Source organism: Candidatus Nomurabacteria bacterium, assembly GCA_023898465.1.
GTDB lineage: Bacteria > Patescibacteriota > Patescibacteriia > HK-STAS-PATE-3 > HK-STAS-PATE-3 > HK-STAS-PATE-3.
In genome coordinates this window covers 436,081-458,504 of sequence record CP060223.1, presented here as the reverse complement: position 1 = coordinate 458,504, position 22,424 = coordinate 436,081, and the positions used below count along the sequence as shown (strand labels likewise).

General features: G+C 45.7%; 29 protein-coding genes. 18 read left to right on the top strand and 11 right to left on the bottom strand.

Annotation, left to right across the window (positions count from 1 at the left end):
- Positions 1-2: 2 nt before the first annotated feature.
- From H6760_02250 to H6760_02230, 5 genes are all read right to left on the bottom strand, one after another.
- Positions 3-1,526 carry a hypothetical protein gene (locus tag H6760_02250; GenBank protein USN53968.1) on the bottom strand — a complete coding sequence of 508 codons (1,524 nt, stop codon included), beginning with the start codon at positions 1,524-1,526 and terminating at the stop codon, positions 3-5.
- An 18-nt stretch (positions 1,527-1,544) separates the two neighbouring features.
- A complete protein-coding gene (locus tag H6760_02245; GenBank protein ID USN53967.1) occupies positions 1,545-2,090 on the bottom strand; it encodes a T9SS type A sorting domain-containing protein in 546 nt (181 codons plus the stop codon).
- Positions 2,091-2,237: 147 nt separating this feature from the next.
- Positions 2,238-2,453 carry a polysaccharide biosynthesis C-terminal domain-containing protein gene (locus tag H6760_02240; protein USN53966.1) on the bottom strand — a complete coding sequence of 72 codons (216 nt, stop codon included), beginning with the start codon at positions 2,451-2,453 and terminating at the stop codon, positions 2,238-2,240.
- A gap of 41 nt (positions 2,454-2,494) precedes the next feature.
- Complete coding sequence (locus H6760_02235) at positions 2,495-2,848, bottom strand: hypothetical protein (GenBank protein USN53965.1); 354 nt, start codon at positions 2,846-2,848, stop codon at positions 2,495-2,497.
- A gap of 165 nt (positions 2,849-3,013) precedes the next feature.
- Entirely contained in the window at positions 3,014-3,517 is a 504-nt protein-coding gene (locus tag H6760_02230) for an oligosaccharide flippase family protein (protein USN53964.1), read from the bottom strand.
- Between the two features lie 244 nt (positions 3,518-3,761).
- Here H6760_02230 and H6760_02225 point away from each other — a divergent pair, with 244 nt between their 5' ends.
- The 7 genes from H6760_02225 to H6760_02195 all read left to right on the top strand — a co-directional run bounded on the left by H6760_02225 (position 3,762) and on the right by H6760_02195 (position 7,914).
- A complete protein-coding gene (locus H6760_02225) occupies positions 3,762-4,346 on the top strand; it encodes a glycosyltransferase family 2 protein (protein ID USN54057.1) in 585 nt (194 codons plus the stop codon).
- Positions 4,347-4,378: 32 nt separating this feature from the next.
- Positions 4,379-4,684 (top strand): DUF2304 domain-containing protein, encoded by a 306-nt coding sequence (locus H6760_02220; protein USN53963.1) that lies wholly within the window; start codon positions 4,379-4,381, stop codon positions 4,682-4,684.
- Between the two features lies 1 nt (position 4,685).
- Positions 4,686-4,910 carry a hypothetical protein gene (locus H6760_02215; protein USN53962.1) on the top strand — a complete coding sequence of 75 codons (225 nt, stop codon included), beginning with the start codon at positions 4,686-4,688 and terminating at the stop codon, positions 4,908-4,910.
- 14 nt (positions 4,911-4,924) lie between these two features.
- Positions 4,925-5,119, top strand: coding sequence for a hypothetical protein (locus H6760_02210; protein USN53961.1), 195 nt, complete (start codon positions 4,925-4,927; stop codon positions 5,117-5,119).
- Positions 5,120-5,199: 80 nt separating this feature from the next.
- Complete coding sequence (locus tag H6760_02205; protein USN53960.1) at positions 5,200-5,820, top strand: glycosyltransferase family 4 protein; 621 nt, start codon at positions 5,200-5,202, stop codon at positions 5,818-5,820.
- Positions 5,817-6,845 carry a glycosyltransferase family 4 protein gene (locus tag H6760_02200; protein ID USN53959.1) on the top strand — a complete coding sequence of 343 codons (1,029 nt, stop codon included), beginning with the start codon at positions 5,817-5,819 and terminating at the stop codon, positions 6,843-6,845. The genes H6760_02205 and H6760_02200 overlap by 4 nt, the downstream gene beginning before the upstream one ends.
- Complete coding sequence (locus H6760_02195; protein ID USN53958.1) at positions 6,838-7,914, top strand: glycosyltransferase family 4 protein; 1,077 nt, start codon at positions 6,838-6,840, stop codon at positions 7,912-7,914. Before H6760_02200 ends, H6760_02195 begins: the two co-directional genes overlap by 8 nt.
- Positions 7,915-8,046: 132 nt before the next feature.
- Here the strand turns inward: H6760_02195 and H6760_02190 are convergent, their stop codons facing one another.
- Positions 8,047-9,597, bottom strand: coding sequence for a hypothetical protein (locus H6760_02190; GenBank protein ID USN53957.1), 1,551 nt, complete (start codon positions 9,595-9,597; stop codon positions 8,047-8,049).
- 41 nt (positions 9,598-9,638) lie between these two features.
- On the opposite strand from H6760_02190, the gene H6760_02185 reads away from it, so the two are divergent.
- The gene (locus H6760_02185) at positions 9,639-10,724 is read left to right on the top strand and encodes a glycosyltransferase family 4 protein (protein USN53956.1); all 1,086 of its coding nucleotides are present in this window, start codon (positions 9,639-9,641) and stop codon (positions 10,722-10,724) included.
- On the opposite strand, the gene H6760_02180 is transcribed toward H6760_02185, so the two are convergent.
- Both H6760_02180 and H6760_02175 read right to left on the bottom strand, forming a co-directional pair.
- Positions 10,721-11,599: an EamA family transporter gene (locus tag H6760_02180; GenBank protein ID USN53955.1), complete on the bottom strand. Its 879-nt coding sequence runs from the start codon at positions 11,597-11,599 to the stop codon at positions 10,721-10,723. The two genes, H6760_02185 and H6760_02180, sit on opposite strands and share 4 nt — an antisense overlap.
- A gap of 2 nt (positions 11,600-11,601) precedes the next feature.
- Positions 11,602-11,961: a hypothetical protein gene (locus H6760_02175; protein ID USN53954.1), complete on the bottom strand. Its 360-nt coding sequence runs from the start codon at positions 11,959-11,961 to the stop codon at positions 11,602-11,604.
- Positions 11,962-12,028: 67 nt separating this feature from the next.
- Between H6760_02175 and H6760_02170 the strand changes: the two genes are divergently transcribed.
- From H6760_02170 to H6760_02145, 6 genes are read left to right on the top strand one after another with little or no spacing between them, the layout of a single operon-like run.
- Positions 12,029-13,636, top strand: a complete 1,608-nt coding sequence (locus tag H6760_02170) for a glycosyltransferase family 39 protein (protein USN53953.1) — start codon at positions 12,029-12,031, stop codon at positions 13,634-13,636.
- Between the two features lie 4 nt (positions 13,637-13,640).
- Positions 13,641-14,483 carry a hypothetical protein gene (locus H6760_02165; protein USN53952.1) on the top strand — a complete coding sequence of 281 codons (843 nt, stop codon included), beginning with the start codon at positions 13,641-13,643 and terminating at the stop codon, positions 14,481-14,483.
- Between the two features lie 4 nt (positions 14,484-14,487).
- Positions 14,488-14,880: a hypothetical protein gene (locus H6760_02160; GenBank protein USN53951.1), complete on the top strand. Its 393-nt coding sequence runs from the start codon at positions 14,488-14,490 to the stop codon at positions 14,878-14,880.
- Positions 14,873-15,367, top strand: coding sequence for a dTDP-4-dehydrorhamnose 3,5-epimerase family protein (locus H6760_02155; protein USN53950.1), 495 nt, complete (start codon positions 14,873-14,875; stop codon positions 15,365-15,367). The genes H6760_02160 and H6760_02155 overlap by 8 nt, the downstream gene beginning before the upstream one ends.
- On the top strand, positions 15,354-16,292 hold the full coding sequence (locus H6760_02150; GenBank protein USN53949.1) for a carbohydrate kinase family protein: 939 nt from the start codon (positions 15,354-15,356) through the stop codon (positions 16,290-16,292). The genes H6760_02155 and H6760_02150 overlap by 14 nt, the downstream gene beginning before the upstream one ends.
- Positions 16,289-17,545, top strand: a complete 1,257-nt coding sequence (locus H6760_02145; GenBank protein ID USN53948.1) for an adenosylhomocysteinase — start codon at positions 16,289-16,291, stop codon at positions 17,543-17,545. Before H6760_02150 ends, H6760_02145 begins: the two co-directional genes overlap by 4 nt.
- A 158-nt stretch (positions 17,546-17,703) precedes the next feature.
- On the opposite strand, the gene H6760_02140 is transcribed toward H6760_02145, so the two are convergent.
- Positions 17,704-18,027 (bottom strand): hypothetical protein, encoded by a 324-nt coding sequence (locus H6760_02140; protein ID USN53947.1) that lies wholly within the window; start codon positions 18,025-18,027, stop codon positions 17,704-17,706.
- Between the two features lie 30 nt (positions 18,028-18,057).
- Positions 18,058-18,639, bottom strand: coding sequence for a hypothetical protein (locus H6760_02135; protein USN53946.1), 582 nt, complete (start codon positions 18,637-18,639; stop codon positions 18,058-18,060).
- Positions 18,640-19,064: 425 nt separating this feature from the next.
- Between H6760_02135 and H6760_02130 the strand changes: the two genes are divergently transcribed.
- Complete coding sequence (locus H6760_02130) at positions 19,065-19,382, top strand: hypothetical protein (protein ID USN53945.1); 318 nt, start codon at positions 19,065-19,067, stop codon at positions 19,380-19,382.
- A gap of 30 nt (positions 19,383-19,412) precedes the next feature.
- Here the strand turns inward: H6760_02130 and H6760_02125 are convergent, their stop codons facing one another.
- Positions 19,413-19,703, bottom strand: coding sequence for a hypothetical protein (locus H6760_02125; GenBank protein USN53944.1), 291 nt, complete (start codon positions 19,701-19,703; stop codon positions 19,413-19,415).
- A gap of 124 nt (positions 19,704-19,827) precedes the next feature.
- Here H6760_02125 and rfbB point away from each other — a divergent pair, with 124 nt between their 5' ends.
- From rfbB to H6760_02110, 3 genes are read left to right on the top strand one after another with little or no spacing between them, the layout of a single operon-like run.
- Positions 19,828-20,847, top strand: a complete 1,020-nt coding sequence (gene rfbB / locus H6760_02120; GenBank protein USN53943.1) for a dTDP-glucose 4,6-dehydratase — start codon at positions 19,828-19,830, stop codon at positions 20,845-20,847.
- Positions 20,844-21,668: a dTDP-4-dehydrorhamnose reductase gene (gene rfbD, locus H6760_02115; protein ID USN53942.1), complete on the top strand. Its 825-nt coding sequence runs from the start codon at positions 20,844-20,846 to the stop codon at positions 21,666-21,668. The genes rfbB and rfbD overlap by 4 nt, the downstream gene beginning before the upstream one ends.
- 4 nt (positions 21,669-21,672) lie before the next feature.
- On the top strand, positions 21,673-22,422 hold the full coding sequence (locus tag H6760_02110; GenBank protein USN53941.1) for an NTP transferase domain-containing protein: 750 nt from the start codon (positions 21,673-21,675) through the stop codon (positions 22,420-22,422).
- The last annotated feature ends 2 nt before the right edge of the window (positions 22,423-22,424 follow it).

Genomic DNA, 22,424 nt, shown 5'->3' with positions numbered 1-22,424 from the left:
CCTCACCTCCCATCTGTTGGCGCGACAACGCGGAGATTCACGTCTTCGTAACCTTTTTGGCGAGCTTTGACCGTCCAAGTGAACGGTGCATTACTCCCGCTGGGGTCGACGAGAGTGAAGCTGTTCAGCCCACGCTCCACGTACCATCCGCCGCCGTGCGCTCCATAGAAGGTCGCGTTGACTTGCATAGGATGCTCATCAGAAACGACCACGGTCGCGAGGAAGCGTTCAGACAGCTCGACTTGGGCTCGGCCGTTTTCCAGCTGACTTTCGCCGCTGGCAGAGAACCAAGCTTCGGCCGATTCCTCAGCATTCAAAGCCAGAGTGCCGTAAGGTGTTTCCACAATACGGTTTTTCTGACCAGTGACGCAGAGGTCGCCGTTGATACGGACAGGTCCCACCAAGAGCAGATCGCCTCCGTTCCCCTGGAACTCAACACGGTCTGCACCGCTTGGGTCCTTGAGACGAAAGAGAGATCCGCCGCCAGTAGTGTAGGCGATCTGGTGCCCGGCCAGGTAGTACTGACTTGAATTGGTATTCCCGTTCACATCGAGTGTGAATTGCGGATTGGTGGTGCGAATACCGAGCCCGTTTGCGTTGTAACGCATAAGCTCGGCGCTTCCGGCATACCCAAAGGTGAGCGTGTTGGTCGTGTTTGCCGGCACACCTATGAAGGCGTCCTGCAGCGTGTGCGTACGGAAGCCCATGTAGGTTTGCTTTGTGACGTCGTTCGTTCGGTCGATGTTGAAGATGTTTCCAGCCCCCGCGTTGACCGGGTTCACCACGTGGAGCTGTGAAATTGGACCATCCGTACCAAGCCCAAGGTAGCCTGACTTCGTGAGATAGACCTTTGTGAGATCTTCATGCTTCAAGTTCATGAAGTACCCACTAGTAGTTCCAGTGGTGTTCATGTAGATGCCAGCGCCAGTTCTGTAGGCCAAGCGCACGTCTGAGCTGCTGCTTCCATCACTGTTTGTGAATCTGGCAGCCCAATCTATGCCTTGTCCTTCAACATGTAGGGGCTCGTTTGGATTCTCCGTCCCGATCCCCACAAACCCAGAATTGGTGTTATGGATATCGTTGCCGTTCGCTGCCCAGAATCCACTACCACTATCTCCGCCATTTCCGGCCGAATCAGCATAGACTGCGTGTTCAGATAGCTTGGCGCGGAAGGCGTAGGGGACAGAAGCGAGCTCGGTGCGTGATTGCAGAGTGTCACCCTGCACAACGACGCTGAGATAGAGGGTTTCGATCTCATCGAGGTTGCTGGGAAGCGGCGTGATCCGGCCGAGGTATGACTGCATGAGTCCGTCCTGGACCGCGAGACCGGTTTGTACTTCTTCCCAGAGGCTGGTACCGCCACTTGCCTGATCGTAGAGCAGGAAGGTGACGTTGTAGCTGCCGTTGGCTGCCTGTCCACCATCTTCCAAGTAGCCCTGGTAGGTGAGCAGGTTTGGCACAGAAGCAAAGACGAGCGTGGCACAACAAAGCGCCACCAAAATACAGAGACTCTGGAACTTCAACATGATCTCATCTCCTTCTACTTAGCGGATAACCGCCAGCTTTTTGGTTGCCCTGTTGTTTTTGCACTGAATTTGGCACCAATAGATGCCATTCGCCAGCGCCTTTCCACTGTCGTCTCGTCCATCCCAGATAGCAACCTGTGGACCGGATTGCATCTCGCCTGAGACCAGTGTGCGTACTCGACGCCCGGTGACGTCATAGATTGCCATGGTAAGGGGCGATTTCTCTCCATTGATCCCAGGGACATTGAAGTGAATCAGACCGGATTGACCAATCGGATTGGGTTGAATGTTCGAGAGGCTTAGGCGGTGTGCCTGAGTTTCAGGTCCTCCCACTGCCGAGGTGTCATGGTTCCGAGGAATCCACGGCCCTTCGATCAGTACCCAAGTAGTATCGGCATGTTGGCTAAGGTCAGCCCATCCGATGACGCTCACCAGACGGTATTGCGCTGATTCACTCATACCATTACCTGGCATGAGTGTCCCATGGCGCAGCGTGAGCTGTGCCAAGCTCGGTGTTGCCAAGCCAAAGCTAAGCAACATCAGCAAAAAACTGAGCGTTTTCATGCATCCTCCCAAACGCGCAACTTACGCTTCGTTAGTTTAGATTGTCAACGTGCGTGCCTCATGTGAGTACTTTACTCAACATGAATACAGCGGCCCCTTTGTCAGGTCGCCACCGTCACGCAGAAATTAGCAAATCCCTCTATTTTGTCAAGCAGTTTTAAGCTGTCGTCGGAGGAAAAATGAGTTTATCCCATACCGTAGTGCAAAGGTGACCACTGTTGCCCAGGCAGCACCGATCATCCCAAGTTGCGAAATCAGCCAGTAATTCAAGACAATGTTGACTAGGGCTTCAATAAGTACTGTATAAAAGTTAAATTTTACCTTACCTAAACTTAAAAGCGCGGTATAGTTGACCATGGCCAATGAGCTGAAAAAGAGTGAGAGGATCAGAACCTGAAAGACCTTTATTCCACTCTCGTAGTCTCTTCCAAAGAGTAAGGGATAAGCGTGGGAGCCAGGAGAAAAGTAAGGCGCAGAGTGGCAGCATCAGCATGGCCATTTTGTGCTGATCCGTTTGATGCTCTGTTGTAATTGATTCGTATCAGCAGATTGTTCCGAGAGATATGGAAGCGCAGTTTGCATGATGGCATTTGGAAGTATCCAAAGTCCTCGGATGAAAGCGCCATCACACTGTAGATTCCCACATCAACCGCATCGCGAGTGAGTAAACTAATCATGACGACATCAGCAGTTACTACAACAACTTGGAATTGATTGGCCAGCATGGCGTACCAGCCAAAAGCAAAAAGCTTGCGCATTTTTTCTTTTACATACGATGGCTCCACCAGCCTTGGGGTAGTCGGCTCAGTAAAATAAGCGTCACAAGTGCCATACCAATAGCGAATCCGTAGAGGTATCCTGAATATCCAGCGTAAAGAAGTCCACCTAAGGTAAGGACAACAAGTACAAGCCGCTGGGCTAATTCATACCATGCTTTTTGCTTGATTCTTTTTCGGCCATGTTCCCAGTGCACAACTATGCCAAAAGCGTCGCAAGGGGATCAGCCAAACCATCCAACGTAACGCTGCTTGCGCTGTCGCATCGCCAATTAAGTTTGGTATAAAGCTTAGTCCAAAAGCCAGAAGGGCTGTGAGCAAAGAAGTGAAAAGAATTCCGTAACTGGCATGACTAAGCAGTGATTTTTTCTCCTCCTCGTCATTTGGCTCGGCAATATATTTCAACATCGCCATGGCTAAGCCAAAATCACCTAAGAGGATGAGAAAGTCCAGTACGGAATGAATGAGGCGAATATGCCCGACCGATTCCGTGCTGAGCACGCGGACAAGCACAAGTGTAACCACAAAGCCAGAGATTTGGACAATACCGGAACTGCTTAATAGGTGCAGCATCCCAGTGCGAAAGGCTAAGGTAAAATCCTTTTTTGCGTCAGTATATAAGTTTTGGAGTTGCGGATTTGGGAGTGGCATTCGGTATCATCATAGTGGCTAAAGTGACAAGTCACAATAGGCGTGATCACAAAGGCACGTTGTTTTTATTAATCAGCACGCTAAGTTTGGATTTTTTATAGCGTGACCCCTTGCATTTTTGACCGCTTTTTAGTAGAGTAATTTGTGCCATGAAGGTGGCAATTGTTATTCCTGCATTTAACGAAGCAAAGACTATATCTGATGTGGTGCGCGCAGTCCGTGCAGTCACGCCGGATGTTTTGTTATTGACGATGGTTCTAGTGACGGTAGTGGTCAGATAGCTCAAGCAGCAGGTGCACGGGTGTATCGCCACCTCATTAATCGAGGTCTTGGTGGAGCGCTTGCTACCGGCATTCAGGCTGCCATCCGAGCTGGCGCAGAATACATTGTTACCTTTGATGCTGACGGTCAGCATGAAGCAAAAGATATACTACGCATTATTGAGCCGCTTGAAAAAGGTGTAGCTGATGTTGTTGTAGGCTCACGTATGCTTGTCCGCGATAAGACGCAGCCTAGGATGCCTTTGCGTCGTCGGCTGTATAACGCGATAGGAAATCGGATCACCTTATTCATGTTTGGATTACAGACGAGTGATAGTCAGTCAGGCCTCCGGGAGTTTACTCGACAGGCTGCTCGCACCCTGCATCTGCAGTCAAATCGCATGGAGGTGTCTACGGAAATAATGTATGAGGTGAAGCGGCACGCTTTCCGTCTAAGCGAAGTGCCAATTGCTGCAATCTATACTGAATACTCAATGTCAAAAGGACAGAGTTTTGGAGAGGGTGTAAGAACTTTTTTTCGATTGTTATTACTTCGATTATTGAAATAAGACTATGCTGATACAGATTCTCGTTATTGTGTTTGCCTTCTTCGTGGTTGTACGGACTGCATATCGTTACGCAAAAAGGATATTACTGCCAAAGAATTCTTTTTTGGCTTCTTATTTGGCTGGGCATCAGTGTTATAGTCCTTTTACCTCGATTAACTGAGTATCTTGCTAAATTCCTCGGCGTTGGACGAGGCGTCGATGCTATTCTCTACATCTCGGTCATTGGTTTAGTGTATGCGCTGTTCCGAGTGATGATGAAGATTGAACATTTGGAACAGGAGATAACCACGATTGTCCGCGAGTTAGCACTACGTAAAGAAACGGATAAAAAAGAATAATATGAAGATCCTCATTCTTGCAGAATTTTTCCCATACACAGCAGATCTTGATTTTCGGGGCGGTGTAGAAGCACGCACATATTACTCGGCACTAGAGTTAGCAAAAGAGCATAAAGTAACTGTCATTGCCGCACAAGAAGGACACCTGACTCAGGAACCACTACCTGGTATTGAGGTTATTCGTTGCGGTCCTCGCGTTCTTTCACTCAATCAGGCGGTTTACTGAAGCGCTACATATTTATGCGTAATGTGATTGCAACTGCGCTTAAAAAAGATATTGACGTAGTTGAGGGGACAAATTTCCTGCTTTATCAAGCAGCTATCACTATTGCCAAGAAAAAGAAAATTCGCGCGGTAGCAACCTATCATGATGTGTGGATAGGTGAGTGGCGGGCTAACCTTGGTTTTCTTCTAGTCTCTTCGGTGAATTTGTAGAACGCCGCTTTTTAAAATTCCTTTGGGATAAAGTTATCGCAGTGAGTACCGCTACTCGTGCGAAGCTATTGCGGCATGGTATGGATCCAAAGCGTATTGCCGTAATACCAAACGGAGTTGACTTCACTCGTCTGCCTAAAAACCTTGAACGCTATGATGACCCAACTATTTGTTTTGTTGGCCGCCTAGTGAATTACAAACGTATACCTGATTTATTGGAAGTAGTAGCTGAGCTGCGGAATGATATGCCAAATCTGCAGGTGAAAATTATCGGTAGCGGTCCACAGCAAGCCAAGTTAGAAGCCCTAACTGAGCAGCTGGGTGTTTCGGATCGAGTGCATTTTTCCGGCTTCGTGGAAAAACATGTCGATGTCTTAGAAACAATGGCAAAGAGTCATATTCTCTGTCTCCCTTCCTCAGTTGAGGGCTTTGGGATTGTCTTGGCTGAAGCAATGGCCCTTGGCACGCCTTATGTAAGTAGCGAGTTGCCACCCACCCTCGAAGTTACTGAAAATGGGGTAGGTGGCATTTTATATCCTCCAGGAAATACGCACGCGCTTGAGGACGCAATACGAGCGATATTGAGCAATGATGATTACGCGCGTCAGCTAGGTGAAGCTGGTCAGAACTTAGCCCGTCAACGCTATGACTGGCAGGAAATCGGACAGAAGCTTCGTAGCGTTTATTCGCAACTAGGATGAATATAGCCTTACTTACCGGTACATTTTCTCGCTTTTCTGGAATTGATCGAGTTGTGGCACAACAAGCTGAGTCGCTCAGTGCGGAGGGTCATACAGTGACGGTCGTGTGTCTAGAGGGTGACATGAAGAGTGAGCATTACAAGGTATTTGTGTTGGGTATGCCGAAGTCGCTTTTTTGGCAGCGAGTGTATCGCTTAGGGTTTTTTGCTCTAGATCGAGCAAAAATTCGTTCAGCTATGAAAAGCTTAGGAAAGCAGGATACGGTGTATAGTCATCAGTATCCTCTCAACGCTTTAGCACATGAAATGCAGCGAGAGTGGGGAACTCGCTATGTCTACTACAATCACGGCATTCCACCAGCTAATACTTTTTCTACTTGGACTGAAAAAATATACATCACGATTTTTCGCTGGCTAACGAATCGCTCCTTACGAGATCCGGATGAGATTATTTCTATTAGTCGCTTTTTAGCAGAAGTATGTAAAGAAGAAACAGGTCGCGTCTCGCGTGTCGTACATGACACGGTTGATAAGGAGCGATTTCGTGAAGCGGTTTCGGGTGACGAAATTCGCGCGCATCTGGAGCTGGGTGATGCGCCAGTCCTACTTACTGTTGGGCGCTTATCTCCGCATAAAGGTTTTCACATGCTCTTAAGTGCATTTAGTAAAGTGCGTGAGCAAATTCCGGATGCGCATTTGTTAATTGTAGGAAAAGCAACTTTTGAGAAATATCTTGCGCAACTGAAACGGGCAGCTGGACCACATACGCATTTTATCGGTTTTGTGTCAGACGAAGATTTGCCAAAGTTTTACGCAGCCTGCGATCTCTATGTCACTGCGACACAATGGGAGGGCTTTAACCTGCCTTTTGCCGAGGCGCAAGAGTTTGCTAAGCCTGTTATTGCTTTTAGTGTGGGACCGCATGCAGAGGTTTTTCGTGGTAAAGGAAAATTAGTGCCTCCAGGGGATGTTGATGCTATGGCTGACGCGATCGTACGTTGGCTCAAGGAAGAGCGACATGAGTAAGCGACTCCTTATTGTCACACCTTCCTTTCCACCCGAAGGAAGCGGGGCAGCCCAATATTATGCAGAACTCGTGGCAGAAGTCCCCGAGCATCTTGAGGTGCATCTATTGACTACCTGGACTGGAAAGGAAATCACAGGATCATCCATACATTTTCACCCTGCTCTGCCGAGTGTGGTGCGCTCTTTTTTTCTCATCCGCATACTCCTTTTACCACTGTGGACTTTTTTTTGGATACTTTTTTTTCGCCTTAGAAAAAAGATTGACGTCGTGCAAGTGCATTCTAGTACGGCAATAACCTTAGGGGTAGTTTTTGCGAGTATAACATTAGGAATACCAATAGTTTACGACGTGCAAGATATGCAAGCGCCACTCTGGCTGCTGCGTTTCGGACGTAAGCCAAAATACCTGACCGTTGGTGAGGCGGTAACGCAGAGAATCCGTGATATGGGAATTGCCGAAGCACGCATTTTAGAAATTTCTTCTCTCGTTCCTAGCACCTTACCAAAGGATCTTCCAAGACGAGAGTCAAATCAATTTATCTTTGTGGGCAGCTTACTTAAAAAAGCAAAAGGTTTAGATGTATTAATTGAGGCTATGCGGGCAATTGGTAAGACAAACACAGCCTGCCAACTAAAAATTATCGGAACAGGAAAAGATCTCAAATGGTTGCAAAAAGAGATTCGCACAGACTTATGGCTTGCTTCTCACATTAAGATATTGGGAGAGCTGTCTCATGATGAAGTCCTGCGTGAAATGGCACGAAGTCAGGCGCTTATTTTACCCTCATTAAGTGAAGCGGTCCCACGTGTTATTATTGAAGCGTTTTCCCTGGGAACGCCCGTAATTGCCACTCGGGTGGGAAGTGTGCCGAAATTAATTGGAGACAATGAGCGAGGCGTACTTATTCCAACAAATGATGCACAGGCGCTTGAGCAAGCAATGTATCAAATGCTTCGCCATGACGAGGTTGTTTCGGGTATGAGTGATGCAGCTCGTAAGTACGCGCAAACTATGCCGAGCTGGGCAGACCTACGAAGAAAAATTTACCACTTTACTCTTGGTGTATGAGTGACATAGTATATGCTCCAGCACATTTTTTTACTTGGCTATTTCGCTTGCTTTTGCCAGCCAGTATCGAAAACCAAGCGCCTTTATTAGGATTAAGCGTTGGAATTATTATTACTTCGGTGGCCTTACTGTTTATTCTTCGTTGGCTCCTAGGTAGCGATACACGGCGTAATAGGGAATTGGATCGCTAAATCCCTCAAGAGTTATTGTTTGTTTTGAGGTAAAAATATTTTCAAAAACTGCTTGACTTGCAAAGCGCTCATCTAAATGAAGGAATCTTTGATAGGTATCAGTGGAAAGAATAATATATTTGATGTTATTTTGAGTAAGGTAGGGAATAAGGTTTTCTTCTGGGCCAAATAGTCCAATAACAATAGGCCAATTTCTCACGCTCGCGGCACGTAAATTAGTTGCCTCAAATGAAATGGCCGGTTGAAGATTTGTAATACTGGCAATTTTTACCATGGTTAGTGGGTCGCTAGCAAAAGCACCTTCAGGCAGAGCTTCACGTAGATCATTGAGACCTTGTAACTCATCATGGCTGACTGCGTCTTTGAGCGGTGCTTCATTGCTATTAAGTAATTGTAACGCGCCTAGTGGAATGATGGTTAGCAGCAATAGAGTAAAAATAATGACGCGATAGGAGTTTGGGATTATGCTATTGATTGCCAAGTAGGCATATCCCGCTAGTAGTGAAAAAGGTATGAAGAGATAACTAATTGCTCTCTCGGGCAGGAAAGCATATTGACCAAATTCTTGCATTGCAACCAGTGTGCTCGCAATCAGAAAAGCCCATAACATCCAAAGTGACGTTTTATTTTTTGATCGATACGTGTAAGTGAGAAGTCCGGCGAGTCCTAGTATGATCGAAATAGCAACAAATGGATTTTGTACTACATGAAGCAATTGGGCAATGGCTAAGGGGGCGTCGCTCTGTGACTGGAAGCTAGAGTCACTTGGATTTATTGGTATCCCATTTTTCAAAATTTCAGGGAGTAATAAAATGATGAAGAGCGCTGCGCCAAGTCCGAACGCAAAAATATCATGAAGGATTTTTCTGTAATCACGCCAAGCCCGTACTATAGATAACGTTGCAAGAATACTTAACCAAAAAGGAGCTGAGGGGAGGTGCAGGAGGAGTATGCTTAAACTAAATAAACTAAGCATGATGAGGCGAGGGAATCGAGTTAGCGTGCTGTTGAGTACATACATTGCTGCAAGGACTACACACATACTTACCGTGCGCGGGAGTAGATAGAAAAAACTGCTATCCTCGGTGAAGAAGATGCTTAGTAGCGCGCCAAAGAGTGCTGCGTCCACTCTCCTAGTGCTTTGCTTAATAACGAGAAAAAGTAAGCTTATCCAGAGTGCCGCCGCCCCTATGTTAAGGAGTGGAAGAAGTGTCGTGAGAGGAATATGAACAACACTTTGAATACTCGCGATAATAAAGTGGAAAAGTGGTGCTAAGCTATAGTGCGTTGCCGCTGCGTAGGTTGGCGCGCTTTGAGGAATCTGACCTGAGTCAATTATCTGTTGCGTAAACCAAGTATGAAAAAAAAGATCGCCACCTGCCTGGTACGGAGCCCTGAGTACGATAAGCAGTGTGCATGCGCTAAAAAAGAGCGCTAAGGCGATAAGGCCAACTTTTTCCAATAAAGATTCGTGCTGAAGTGGGCTGTTCATGCTAAGCTGTAGGCTAGCACGAGAATTTGCCTCAGACAATAATGCCCCAATCTATCCTCATTATTCATAATACCTTGCCAAGTTATCGACGTGAGCTTTTTGCATTACTTGGTTCCTGGTTTCAAATAGACCTCTACATCAGCGAGACGGCCTCAGAGAGTCTAAAAGGCGTCCCAGGAGTACAGATTTCTCCTTTGTCGGGGCAGGGGAGAAAAGGTGCTTTACAACAGCTTAAAGAAAAGAAGTATGCAGCTGTGGTTACCGGAAATTGGGACACACCTCAGCAGTTATGGGGATTTTATAGTGTGGCTAAGTATTGCCGCAAACAAAACGTCCCTTACCTGGTGTGGTCAGAAGAGTGGGCCTGGCCAATGACATGGCGTCGCAAACTTGTGCAGCCAATTATTTCGACCTTAGTTCAAAATGCTTCGGCAGTCATTGTGCCTGGGGTCAGGAGTGAGCAGCACTTTTTACAAATGGGTGTACGGGCAAAAAAGATTTTTTGGGCGCCAAATGCCAGCCGAGTAGAGGTACGAGAGGCAAGCTTTAAGGAAAGTACCTTACCTCAAATACTCAGCGTAGCAAGATTTTTGCCACGTAAGGGCCTAGATGTTCTCTGTAAATCCTTTGCTAGTATGCACGTGCCAGCTGAGTTGATTCTATTTGGTGCAGATGATAGTCAGGCGCCTGGATATCGACAGAAGCTGGAGCAGCTTTGTTACGCATTAGACATTGCCAGTCGAGTTCATTTTATTCGCGATGATGGGGATGTCAGCGCAAAAGTGCAAGCGTATGCAAATTGTGATATTTTTATTCTTGCTTCAACAGCACAACCAATTGCTGAGCCCTGGGGCTTGGTTGTAAATGAGGTTATGGAGTTTGCCAAACCAGTTGTAGTGACTGATGCGGTCGGATCAGCAAATGATCTTGTGCAAGACGATGTGAACGGCTTTATAGTGAGAGCAGGGGATACCAACACACTTACTCGCGCACTTGATACCTTAGCAAGTCAATCAAGTCTGCGTGAGCAATTTGGTCGTGCGTCAAAGGAGCGCATCGTAAACTTCAGCTACGAAAGAATGGCTGAGGGCTTTGCTCAGGCATTGCGGTCTGTAGTTAAAGGCTAACTAATTAGCACCACGCCCAATATTATGAAAAGGATCGCAATTATTTTTTGCGCGGCTATTTTGCGATTGAGCAATTCAGGTACTAAATTGGGTTTCCACTTTGCGAGAAGGATCGTGAAAAGAAAAAGGAAGAGATATTGTACGGTGATAATGCTACTCGCTAAAGTGACGTACCAGACAGCTATTGCAGCGGTGTAGATAAGTGCTGCAAAGTGCGCAATAATTTCTGACCCAACATAGAGAAGTGTGCCATCCCAGCCTTTTTTTAAATTTTCACGTACACCTTTAATATGTGGAAAAAATATTATCCATCCAATCAAGGCGGTAAAAAGCGTTATCCAGGCAAAGACTGTCCAATATGAATAGTAATCTAAAACATATTTACTCAGGATGTTGTACACGGCAATGGAGGACGAGCTAAGGAGCATTATGCTCAGCGACTTGTTTTTAAACACTGAAGCAAGTGAGCCGCGGGAAAGTATGAGAAAGGTCCCGAAGATGAGTCCGGCAATGCCAAGATAGGTGGTGAAGGCAAAAATTTCATGCAAAAAAATAGCACCGAGCATCGCGGTGAAAGCTGGTATAAAAGCAAAAAGAGGAACTACGCGAGAAATTTCTTCTCGGGAAATGGCAATGAAGTAAGTGTATCCCATGAGTGTCCATAATGCTCCACAGGCCAGAAGTATAGGCATATGAGTTAGCCGAACAGGCTCTTGGATAAAAAATAATATTCCACCACCTATAACAGTATAGAGGCCGCTTATTATGATCATTATTTGTCCTGGGCGTTCGATATGATGCGTGATAACTATTTTATCGATAATATTGCTGCTCGCCCAAAAAATCGCAGCAATAAAAGAGAGAATAATTCCCAAAGTCACGTTTTTTTACTCCTGTGCTGTAATACTAAGATAAGTATTCCGATTCCACTTAGTATGGATAAACTGAGTAAGACCACTGTTTGACTGAATGCTATTCCCAACCTGTTCAGCGCTAGCAAGGTAACGCCCACAAGAATAGCCGAAAGTAGTACGCGAAGGAGAAGACGGACAAAAGAATGAAGTTGTCCCTGCGTAATAATTTCCAGCCAGATGGCACCAGGAATAAAAAGTACCCCCGTGATTCCTAGGCCGAATATGATTGACTCTGTAATTTTTAGCCAAAAGAGTCCAACTATACACGAGGCGATGAATATGAGGAGTGCATGAACGGTAATTTCTCGTAAGTAGGTATTCATACTTGCATTGTATGGACCTTCGCCCTAAATTGTAAAGCCATAGGTCCTCCAGTATACTAAAATAGCTATGTCGACATTTACTTCAGTACTACAGGACAAAGCAGCTCGACCGTTTTGGGCTTTAGCAGCTCTTGGGCTTGTTATGTTTTTTCTCTATACTTTTGGTTTACACGGCACGCAAACATACGGATCTCCTGATGAGACGGCTAATGCATTTTTTGCTCGACACTATGCTCGCACAGGTTCATTTGTCATAGAGGAGTCGCTTGAGTCTTTAGCAGGCGGATTACTGCATCCACGTAGCATGCGCGCAATCGGGGATAGTATTGTTCCGGCTTCATGGCTAGGATTGCCTTTGTTCTATGGGCTAGGTATTCGTATTTTTGGTGAAGCAGCGTTGCCATTTTTTACAGCAGCGATAAGTATATTCACAAGTTTTTTTGTTTTTGCGCTTTTTCGTCGAATCTGGAATAGTCAGGTCGGGTGGTTGAGTTCTGTCTTGTGGCTTATCCATCCGATTTTCTGGTTTTATAATCACCGACCGCTTTGGCATAACACTATTTTTGTTGACTTCCTATTTATTGCCTGGTTTTTCTTTGTGAGGTGGTTAGGAAAGAAGAGGATTGTTGACGCAATTGGTTTTGCGGTAATGCTAGGTATGACGCTAGTCATAAGAACCTCGGAATTGGTCTGGGTGCTACCAGCTTTTGCTCTCTATTGGATAGTAGTTCGTCAAAAAGTTCCATGGAGTCACCTTTTCCTTATCGCAGTAATTTTCGTGTTGTGTTTTATTCCGATTGCGTATTACCAGCAGCTCACCTTTGGCAATTTTCTCAGCACTGGTTATACGATTACTGATAGTGCAACAAATAACGGAGTTCACTTAAATAGTCTGACCGCACTTTGGGTAAGTCTTGGTCACCTCTTTTTTCCTTTTGGTATTCAAATCAGACAGATTGCTCAAGTTGTTGTCCATTACCTCTCATCTTTTTTAGGCGTATGGACTATTCTTGGACTTATTGGCTTACTCCTCGTCATCTTCCGTGGTGCAAAACAAAACCGTGAAGCATTTGCCTTTGCTTGGGTAACACTTTTTTCCTTGCTCTATTTAGTGTTGCTTTACGGGAGTTTCACCTTTAGCGAATTTCTTGACCCGTCAGTATTGCTCTTTGGATCATCATATTTGCGTTACCTTATGCCGGGACTCCTACTCCTTGTGCCTTTTATGGTAGTCGCTTTGCATTTTCTTTTACACAGAATACGTTTTGGTAAGAAAATTTCGCTCTTCCTTTTGTTCATACTCATGCTGTTTTCCCTGACACGAATTTATGCTGATCCTCTCTATGGGCTGGCACTTGATCGCGAGGTGCAAGAAAATATTGCAAGCTATAATAAAGAGACAGTGCTGGAAAAAGTTCCCTCAAATGGAGTATTGCTAGCTCGAGATCAAGACAAGGTATTTTGGCCATTACGAAAAGTGATTGGATACAATGTATTACAAGCAGAACATCAACGTGCGGCAAATGCGCTTGTCGAAAAAGTACCTGTCTATGCTATAGTTTGGGGCGAGGTGGAAGCAGCGCAATTACAAGCCTATGCGCAGCAGACTGGACGCAGCTGGCGTTTAGTTAGTCCCTTGGAGGGTGGACTCAGTCTCTATACCCTGGAAAGATAAACACATGGAAGAAATACCTGCTGAGAAAAAAAATAAGACAATCCTTGTTTTGCGGATTTTTATTTGGCTGTCACCTTTCGCAGTGCTTATTTGGTTAGCCGGACAGTACACCGGCGCTTTTGGCGTAGTAACACTCCGGACAGATTTTCATGATTCCTCGTCAATAGTTAAAGTGGATGATCCAACTCGACTGCAATTAACTGAGTCCAGCTCCTCCAATAAGCCACAGTATTTTATTGACCAGGAATTGCGCTTTACGGTACGTCCGAGTGTTGCGTTTGTAGATATTCAGATGCGCCTCCGATTTCAAAATCAAGATCGACCTATTGTTTTTCTTAATCCGCAAACAAGGCTAGATATCCCGCCAGTAAATATCCCTATTAAAAGTGATGCACTTGATAATCTTACCTGGCATGTATTAGACAATGGCAGTGTACGACTTTGGCAAAAAGAAAAACGTTTTAACACAATCGATGAATTTTTTGCAAGTGATGATCATCCGAACCTTGCATTAGCTTGGTATGCGCCCGGTTTAAGCCAGGTAAGGAATGATCTATCAGCCGAAGTAATACTTCCTGAGATGAGTGGAATAGAGGTAGAGCCAAGTACAGTCGATGAACTTTTATCTTATGATGAAATACTTAGCACTTATCGTCCACCAATCCCAGATGGTCAATGGTCGGTTGCTGAGTTGACTTTCCATCTACCAAGCTTGTTTGTAAACGATAATCGATTTTATTTTTCTCTACGTGCACCATCTATGCAGTCTGATGCAGGTAGGGTAAATCTTGATTGGTTACAGACACAATTTACCAAGACGCCCCTTTGGTCACGTGTTTTAAACTAGTATCATGGATCATTCACCTGAACCAAAATTTAATATCCTCGCCCGTGATATTTTTGCTGCTCTGCTTTGCTTTACTTTTATTTTATTATTGATTGATCCCTTTGTCAGTCATTTCCCTCAGAATTTTATTTCCTACCCTTATCTCGTTGGGACAGTGATTCTCATTGGCGTACTGACCATTGCGCAGGACGCACATATATTTGAGCAGTCAGAAGAAAATTCAGTGACCTTACTCCGCATCGTGTTTCCATTACTAGGAAGTGTTGTTACGCTTATTCTTACTGGGTTATTACTTAAGGATTTTGGCTTGGGTGGATGGATTGTCGCTGCGTTGACCGGTATCCTCGCCTGGAGTATACTGAGTGCTGATATTCGCAGCATTTCTCACGATGATTGAAGGTGTAAAAATAAAAAAATTGACGGTGCATCAAGACATACCTGACCGGGATGAAGATGTGGGTAAGCCTGGTTTTTTAATGGAAGTGTTACGTGATGATGACATGTTGCTTCAGCGCTTCGGGCAAAGCACCATGACCGTCGCGTATGAAGGTACTATTAAAGCTTTTCACTATCACGAGCATCAAGATGATTTGTGGTTTGTGGCGACCGGAAAAGCAATGGTCGTGCTTCATGACCTACGTGAAGATTCTCCAACAAAGGGGGAGACTCAAGTCCTTTTTGCAGGCAAGGATGATTATAAGGTGATTGTTATTCCAATTGGTGTCGCGCATGGATATAAAGTGATGAGCCAAGACCCGGTCATTTTGTTTTATCACACTACTTCTTCGTATAATCCAGCGAACCCGGATGAAAAACGTCTAAAGTATGACGATCCAAAAATAGCATTTGATTGGTCAAAGGAAACTGCACATGCCGACACTTAGTATCTTAGTCAATGGTTCAATTGCTTACGATCGAATATTAAATTTCCCCGGAAATTTTGTAGATCATTTGCTCCCAGAAAAACTCCATCAATTGAGTGTGAGTTTTTTAGCAACTGATATGCAAAAAGGTTTCGGAGGTACTGCTGGGAATATTGCGTATTCACTAACTTTACTTGGTCTTCATCCCGAGTTGGCTGGACGAGTTGGAAATGATTTTGATGAGTATGCAAAGCATTGGCAGGCCTACAAAATCGGCAAAAAACTTTTAGAAAAAGATGCGAAGCGATCAACAGCCGCAGCAACTATGATCACCGATCGATCTGATAATCAGATTTCAGCTTTTTATCCTGGTGCACTTGCCAAGCCACTAAAGAAAAAAGTCATCCCCAGAGATGTTGCACTTGCAATCGTGGCAGCTGGTAATCCGGCAGATATGTTGCGCCTGCCTAAGCAATTTCGTCAGCAGGGGATTCCCTACATTTTTGATCCTGGTCAGCAAATTCCTGCGTTGAGTGCAGCGAATTTAAAAACAGCGATTCGCGGATCTTACGCACTCATCGGAAATGACTATGAAATTGCGCTTATAGCAAAAAAACTTGGGGTAAAAGAAAAAGGACTTTTTCAATTTACCTCGATGATAATTACCACACTGGGTAGTCGAGGTTCTCGCATTGCCTTACCAGAATGGTCTTGTGAGGTAAAGGCGGCAAAAGCAAAGAAGGTGATAGATCCGACCGGAGCTGGTGATGCATATCGAGCCGGACTTTGCTATGGTATACTAAAGGAGTGGCCATTAGAAAAAGTGGCACGTTTCGCTTCAGTTGTAGCAGTCCATGCAGTGGAACACTATGGCACACAAGAGCATCATTTTACATTATCCAGCCTTAAGAAACGTTATCAGTTAAATTATCGAGAAGCGCTATGAAATATGACGTAAAAAGCCTGACGCTTGCCGCAGAGGGCAAGAAAAAAATTGATTGGGCAGAGCGAAGTATGCCCGTATTGCGAAGTATCCGAGAACGCATGGAGCGCACAAAGCCGCTTCGCGGACTTCGTTTATCTGCTTGTCTGCATATCACGACCGAAACCGCAAATCTTTTACGTACTCTGAAGGCGGGTGGTGCGACGGTGTACGCTTGTGCTTCAAATCCACTCTCGACTCAGGACGAAACAGCCGCTAGTCTCGTGAAGCATGATAAGATCTCGGTCTTTGCTCGTCATGGCGCGAATCGTACTGTCTACTACAAGCATCTCAATGCAGCACTTGATCCAAAGCCTCAGATAACTATTGATGATGGCGCAGACTTGGTTTCACTGTTGCATGGCAAGCGCTCTCAAGAAGCTGAGCACATCTGGGGTAGCATGGAAGAAACAACCACCGGTGTTATTCGACTTCGCAGCTTAGCAGCTTCTGGTAAATTAAAATTTCCAGTGGTAGCCGTGAATGACGCGCAAACAAAACACATGTTTGATAACCGCTATGGCACGGGTCAAAGCACGCTGGATGGTGTCATTCGCGCTACTAATACTTTACTGGCTGGTAAAGTGGTCGTTGTGGTCGGCTACGGTTGGTGTGGTCGTGGGGTGGCTACTCGCGCAAAGGGAATGGGCTCGCAGGTAGTGGTCACTGAGGTTGACCCGGTGAAAGCATTGGAGGCTCGAATGGACGGTTTCGAGGTTATGCCAATGAGCCGAGCCGCTAAAATCGGTCACATTTTCCTGACCTTAACAGGTGATATGCACGTATTGCGACCAGAGCATTTTAAAGTGATGCAAGACGGCGCCATTCTCGCTAACTCCGGCCATTTTGATATTGAGATTGATCTTAAGGGCTTGAAGAAAATGTCAAAGTCAGCCTCGCTACTCCGCGACAATGTTGAAGAGTATATACTGCGAGGTGGCAAGCGAATTATTGTCTTAGCTGATGGACGACTCGTGAATTTGGCTGCAGCTGAAGGACATCCACCAGCAGTGATGGATATGAGTTTTGCGAACCAGGCTTTAGCAACTGAGATGATTGTGAAGAATCACAAGACACTTGAGCGCCGGGTCTACTCTGTTGCCCAAGAGGTTGATCAAAAAGTGGCTGCACTCAAGCTCAAAACTATGGGCATCCAAATTGATAAGCTGACTCCAGAGCAGGAGAAATATCTTAACTCTTGGGAAATGGGAACCTAAGAAGTTATGAGTAGCAATGAAGCTGCACTACGACCGGAAGCAGTAATCTAAATTTGCATAACTTTGTAAAACAGATAGACAGGGCCTCTGTGCCCTGTCGTTTGTTTAATGAAAAAGCCGCCTCACACATGAAGTGATATTGGCGGCTTTGAGGGGGGTCAGTTTTTCGCGAGGTAGAGGGTGGTGAGGAAGGGTCCGCAGCTCTCTGCTTCCACCTCGACACCAACGAAATCATCGAAGGGGACGAAGCACTGACTGGGATGACCGTCGCAGTGGTAGAACACGTAGGTCGTGCCTACCCGCTCACCGGTGGCTTCTTCGTCGATCTGGATCGGCTGAAGCCACTGAGCCTTGCCGTCCAGGTCAACATGAACCATATCGAGCTTCGCGCCCGGGATCACTTCGTCTCGGGTGACCAAGCGGCGACCCGGAAGATCCGGTGCCCGGTTCAGGATATCTTGACGGTTGATCATCGTGGACATGAATCCTCCTTGGTGGAAGCCCTGTGAGCGCTAGATCTTGACGAGGTAGAGGATTGTGTAGCGGTGTGGGAAGAGGGTCTCAGGTTCTGCTTCGGTGGACAGGAAGCGTTGTACGGTGACCGTAAGGTCCTTCAGGCCATTGGCCTGGGAGTAGACCACATGATCTTCTCCGTAAGCTTCTTGTATCGGTTCGTCGGCCAGACGGATCCGACGTGGTTGTTCAATTCTGAGATCAAAGCCCACCTCAGCCTCGAACAGCTCTGCTCCTGGCGCGATATCCTCAGCAGTTGCCAAGCGGAACTCCCGAAGGAGCGGAGTGTTTTTCAGGATTTCAACGTGGTTCATAATCTTCACCATCTTTTTTACTGGCACTTGTTCGCCCTCCTGCACGGTACTAGACGGATGTAAAGAACGAGGTAATATAGTCCAAAACCTCATTTTTGTCAATAAGGAAAGACCTGCGAACAAACGTCGAACAGGTCTTTGTTGTGGTGAGTATTGAGGATTAAGCCCGCTTGAAGCTAATACGCAGAGTGCTTCGATCCTCAGTCCATTGCCAGGTAACTGTGATTGCGCCTCGCCAAGCAGCCTGGAGAGCTCTGAGTTGCTCATCAGTCCCTTTGAGTTCAGGCGAGAGACCAAGAGCTTTTGCTCCAGGACCTCTTCTAGTAATTAGGACCGTGATGCTTTCTTTCTTGAAGAGTCCATCGATCGGTATGTCGCATTCTTCGCGCAGCCACTGGCAGGTACCGCGTGGGATTGCCCCTGAAAGACGCTGCTTTAGCCTGTCTCGGCGTTCTTGCTCAGTGGCCTCTCGTGAAGTGCACCAAGCAAGATATCTTGAAATCGGACCCGTTTTTTGCCTGGACTTCACCTTTGTGCTCCTTGTTCAGTGAATGTGCAAATGAGCTAGACAAAAGACCTTAGCAACATATTGCAAATCAAGCAAGCCTTGTTTGTTTAAACAAGGAAGGCGGGAGTATACTACAGACATGAGACATTTTTCTTCTTCTCAGTATAGAGCTCTGCGCTGGACTATGCGCATTCTCAGCCTTTTAGTCATTTCATTTGGACTTCCATTCTACTTTGGCTATGGAAATCCCTTACCCTTTATTGACTCGAGTTATACGCTTTGGGATAACACGTGGCTTAGCGTTTTTCCCATAATGTTTATTGGTCTTGCCCTGGGTTGGAAATATGAACGACTTGGCGGATATCTCAGCGCCGGTGCAGTGTTTGTGGGTCTCATTATTGGCATCATTGCTGAAGGTGAGATTCCCGTGCACATGCTAGTACCGCTGGCTATTGGAGTAGTCTTTATCTTTTTAGGAGCAAGAAAAAGAGCCATAGCTTGATGAGCTATGACTCTGTGTCGAGGGCGGGTGCTAGTAGCTGATGGTGACGCGAAGCTTGGTCACGCCCTCTGGAAGCTGAGTCAGGTCGATCTCGATACCTTCCTGATCGTCGTCTTCCTCGCGCTCCCACTTGGTGACGATGGGGTCAGCCAGGTCAGTGAGTATTCCGCTCGGATCAGGTTCATGTCCATCGAAGTAGATCTCGACTTCTTCTGGCAGCTGGACACCTGCAGTTTCGCAGGAATCATGAACTGCTTTCATTTTCCGCCAGCGCTCGTCAGGTACTCGGATGCCGTGGACGTTGAGATTGCAATCAGGCATTTCAGTTCTCCTGGGCTAAGTATGTGCACATGGCCTCGAGGTTGAAACCTTACAAAAGCGCTTGAGTAATGTCAACGAAACAGGTCTTGCCAATTACCCTAAAATCAGGCTAATCTAAGTACATATGCGTATATTGGTGACCGGAGGGGCTGGTTTTATGGGGTCGGATTTTATCCGATTTGTGCTGTCAGAACATCCAGAAGATGAGGTGCTAAATTATGATAAACTCACATACGCCGGCAATTTAGCTAATTTAGCGAGTGTAGCTGATAATTCACGCTATCATTTTGTACAGGCTGATATTTGTGATGCGCTTGCAGTAAAGAAGGCAATACAAGACTTTCAGCCCGACGTGATAGTAAATTATGCTGCAGAAACACATGTGGATCGTTCAATCCATGATCCAGAGGCCTTCCTTCGCACCGATGTCATGGGTACACACGTGCTACTTGAAGCAATGCGTGCATCAAAAGTTTCCCGTTTCTTGCATATATCAACAGATGAGGTTTTTGGCAGTCTGGCTGAGGGGGAAGCAAGTGAAGAATATCCTTTCCGACCTACGAGTCCGTATTCAGCCTCAAAAGCCGCTGCCGAACATCTTATAATGGCGTATTGGCATACCTACGAGACGCCAGTACTTATCACACACGCAACAAATAATTATGGGTGGCATCATTATCCCGAAAAAGTGATTCCGCTTTTTATTACCAATTTACTTGAGGGTAAAAAGGTTCCGCTGTATGGGGATGGGAAAAATGTTCGTGAATGGCTTTTTGTACGCGATCATTCTCGCGCGGTAGATTTAGTATTACGGAAAGGCGACTTAGGTCAATCATATAATATCGGTTCCGGAGAGCGCATCACAAATCTTGAACTTACCTCTGAGTTATTGAAGCAGCTAGGAAAGGGTGAGGAAAGTATTGAGCGGGTAAAAGATCGTCCAGGTCATGATCTGCGCTATGCCTTAAATAGTGAAAAATTGAGAAATCTCGGCTGGAAGCCAAGCTATACTTTTCAGGACGGCATTCAAGAAACAGTAGAGTGGTACAAAAAGAATGAAGCCTGGTGGCGCCCACTGAAATCAGGCGAATATCAAGAGTACTACGCCAAGCAGTACGGAGATACTAAAGGAGACTCAGCATGAAGGTCTTAATACTTGGCGCCAAAGGTATGCTTGGTTTTGAGCTGCAACGAGCGTTCGCCGCGGAAACTTGCACCTTATGGGATAAAGAAGACCTGGATATTAGTGATGCTGATGATGTAAAGAAAAAACTCAAAAAGCTAAAACCCGATTTAGTGGTAAATGCCGCTGCCTATACCGCTGTTGATGAGTGTGAAAATCACGAAGATGTTGCTAATAAAGTGAATGGAGATGCGGTAGGGTATATAGCAACTTCTTGTGCTGATATTGGTGCAGTCATGATGCATTTTTCGACTGATTATGTGTTTGATGGAGAAAAAGACGGAGGATATACTGAGACCGAAACTCCCAACCCATTAAACGCTTATGGGAGAACGAAGCTGCAAGGTGAAAGTTTATTACAAGAAGCCACAACGCGATTTTATTTGATCCGTACCTCATGGCTCTATGGGAGAAATGGAAAGAATTTTGTAGATATGATGTTAACTGCAGCACGAGAAAAGAGGGTTTTACGTGTGGTGAATGATCAGCATGGTTGTCCAACTTATGCAAAAGATTTAGCTGATGCAGCTTATCGCTTAGTTCGAGAACAAGCGCCATTTGGGATTTATCATTTGGTAAATAGTGGAAGCACTACTTGGTTTGATTTTGCAAAGAAAATATTTGCCTATAAAAAACTTGATGTGCCGGTTGAGGCAATAGCCACAAATGATTTTCCTCGCTTAGCCAAACGTCCAAAAATTTCTATACTGCAAAATACCAAAGCCCCTGCTCTGCGGCATTGGGAAGCAGCCTTACAAGAGTATTTGACCACGAAAGGATAATCTCATGAAAGGTATTATTTTAGCTGGTGGAACTGGTAGTCGACTTGCGCCACTCACCAAAGTAACAAATAAGCACTTATTGGCAGTGTATAACAAGCCAATGATTTATTATCCAATACTTACGCTGAAGCAAGCTGGAGTGACAAATATTTTGATTGTTTCGGGACGCGGACACGCTGGTCATTTCTTAGAGCTACTTGGCTCGGGTGATGAGCTTGGAGTGCGGCTTTCCTATGAAGTTCAAGAAAAAGCCGGTGGAATTGCTCAGGCTTTAGGTTTGGCTGAGCACTTTGCTGATGGTGATAAGGTGGCCGTCATCCTAGGAGATAACATTTTGGAAGATCCTATCCAAGAAGCAGTAAAAGACTTTGAAGCACAAGAAAAGGGCGGAAAGATTTTCCTCAAAGAAGTAGAAAACCCTCAATCATTTGGCATTGCTGAAATTCAAGGAGAAAAGCTCGTACAAATAGTAGAAAAGCCAAGTGAGCCAAAGTCTAATTTGGCTGTGATTGGTGTATATATGTATGATAGTAGTGTGTTTGAAGTCGTCAAAACCCTGCAGCCGTCAGCTCGCGGTGAGCTAGAAATCACCGATGTAAATAATCATTACATACAGCAGGGGACTATGAGCTACCAAATCCTTCGTGGTTGGTGGGGCGATGGCGGAGAATCCTTCGACAGCTTACTTCAGGCGGGACAGTTAGTAGCTGACCATTGCAAAAAAAATCCTCAGCACTCCTGGAATGGAGCCTAGTC